Annotated in this window: 1 protein-coding gene; it reads right to left on the bottom strand. The window is 24.8% G+C overall.

Annotation, left to right across the window (positions count from 1 at the left end):
• Window positions 1-1649 precede the first annotated feature (1649 nt).
• Window positions 1650-2489, bottom strand: a complete 840-nt coding sequence (locus ACFIKE_RS09070; protein ID WP_375649446.1) for a hypothetical protein — start codon at window positions 2487-2489, stop codon at window positions 1650-1652.
• Window positions 2490-2842: the final 353 nt, after the last annotated feature.

Raw genomic sequence — 2842 nt, 5'->3', positions numbered from 1 at the left:
TAAGTTAATCCTTTCAACGCGCTCTTAAGTAACTTCAAAAAAATATTAAATATAATTCCAACTTAAATTTATTAAATCATAATGAAATAACAATTAATTTTACTATTTTTACTTCAATATAAAAAAAAAAGTCAAATTTAGAGAAAAAACTACGATGAGCCATTCTAATTTTTATACACCCATATAATTCCCCTCTTCATCACATTGGTATTTGATGCAATCTATCCATAAAACACCTCTGTGCATTTCAATTAAGATTACACAAACGAATCAATATTGCAATATTAATTAAAATAAACTCCAATACTACTCTAAAAACCTTACTAATTAAACTTTTTACATTTATTACTCTTCATATTAAGCTTATGGAGCCTTAGCAACAAGTGTTGCAATGCATGAATCTCCAAAATATCAGATAAATTTTACTGTTTTTCTTATGTGCCTCGTGTGATACACAAAAACAAAATCATTTACGGTATTATTGAAACATTTGATGAATTAAAGCCACTTATTGTCTAAAATTTCTGCATAATTGTAAGAGAACTTTTTGGTAATGGACAATTTTCTGCCCTTGTTTACAAAACAATGGTGATACGCTTTTGTAATAAAAATTTTATATTCCATAGCTTGTAACTAAAAAGTTTAGTTTAAAAATAAGCTACTAAAGAAGTGCTTTTTTCTTAATTAAACACCACATTTTCTTAGAGAAAAAATCTATAACTGCTGAAAATATTTTATTTATAATAAACTTCCTTAAAATATAATAACATATTAATTTATAATAATAATTTATCTTTTTTTATATTTTGTATGAAAGATCGTAATAGCGCAAACCTCTCTTATATTGAATCAATAAAATTTATCCACTTGTACATCACAAGTGGAGTTAGTTTTATAGATAAAACTACTGAACAAAGGAATAAAAATACCCCCTATGAATCATCTTACGTGCCTAAAGCCATAATAAATTTATGCTCATATACTAAACATTTATATATTACACCTCTGAACAAATATTATTTCTCAGCTTTATAACGTGAATAAAAAATATAGCTTTTATCAATTTATTTTAAGTTATTTCTCAAATAAAAGAATCTGCTAAGATGATAAATTCCTATATTTTTTCATCTTTCACAACATCAAAGATACAAATCGTTAATGATTTAAATTTTAAGCAAAAATGAATTCAAAATATCATTTTGTTTTCCTATATAAAACAGTGAAATATCTTTCTTATTGTATTAACGAAATATGATTTATGATATGAGATGTATCGTTAGTAAAATAATTAATCAGATAAAAATAAAAACCTACAAGCACAAAAAACATGCATAAAAAGAAAGCATAAAAAAGATATATAAGATTATTACTTAATATGTATCTTATATGATAATAATAACAGTAATATCTTATATGTATAAAATTAATTTAATATAAATAATAATTCAAAAAATTAAAAATATATTTTCACTAACCTATTTTAACTATTGTTTAGTATATCATCTTAATTTATCTGTATTTATCTGAGTTAATTATTAATAGCATATTATTATAGCATTATTTTTCATGAAGTATCTAAACTATACTTTTAAGAAAATTAAGTATTTTTCTATTTTGAATATAATTCTACATAAATCAAACAATAATTTTTAATTGAATAATTCTTCAACATGAGAACGCATGCGATCTATAATATTCTTTTTCTTGTTTGGCAGCATTATATTATGTACTTCTTTAAAGGTTCTACAAAGCTCAGGTGCATTTTTAACAAACCAATTATCTCCTGTAAGACTATTTTTTATATCGTCAAATATTTGTTTTTCATAGCTATAAGAGCCATCTGTTAGTAATTCTTTAATACCCCTGACTAAACTAGGACTTATTGAATTGTTTGCGTCTCTTGCCCAACTAAAATCTTTATCTTTCCAATCAAAATCTTTGCGCAAAATAGCACCTATATCACTCTGCAATATATCCGCTAACGTGTTGCAAGCAATAATAAACATGAGATAATTTTTCATTATCTCATCATCACCTCCACTTTTCTCATTCATTCCCCATTCATTAAACATTTGAGTTTTTTTTAAATAGTCTTTTGTTTTAATCAACTTTTCTTCATACTCCCCTACTTCGTATTCTCTCGTTATATGTATTCTAGAGATAATTTTTTGTTTTTTTTCAGCTAGATCCTGTAATTTCGAACTAAGATTATAATATTCATTCTTCAGAGTTTTCAGTTTTTTGTATAACTTATTCTGTTCCTGCAAACGCTCATAGTATTCTGCTTTAGAAATATTTTTTTCCCAAATATCCAAATGAGACATACTTTCTTCAATAAATTGTATGCTCTCTTTAATATTCTTTCTTTTGTTTTTTAAATGATGGTATTGTTCATCAGAAAATAACTCAGCATAAGCGTTTTTTACGCCATGTATCAAAGTGAGTAATAAAAAAACGATAGTTAGACACTTTTGTAATGAAGAAAGCATGCTATCTTTACTAAATTTTTTCTTTCTAAAAAATTTACAGGAGCTTATTAGCTTATTATATGCAAGTGCTATTTATTGCGGTTAAACCGTCTAATCTATTTTCTTCATTATATCAATACGTATATAATAAAAACCAAATAAATATATAAAGGGTTCTTTATTATAAAGTTAAATTTTATTCTTATAAAAAATCAATAACTATTTGTTTTTATAGAATAATTTTATAAAAATAAGTAATATTTCTGAAATAATAAAGATATTTTTTAAACAGAATGCTGTTCTGCCATTTCGACAAGCTGTGTCATAATATTCGCTGCTCCAACAAGCCTTTCATCCGCTGTGGACCAATCACG

The organism is Bartonella sp. MU70NMGDW (assembly GCF_042194085.1).
Taxonomy (GTDB): domain Bacteria; phylum Pseudomonadota; class Alphaproteobacteria; order Rhizobiales; family Rhizobiaceae; genus Bartonella; species Bartonella grahamii.
Note: the sequence above shows the minus strand (reverse complement) of the source record. Positions and strands in the feature narration are given on the sequence as shown.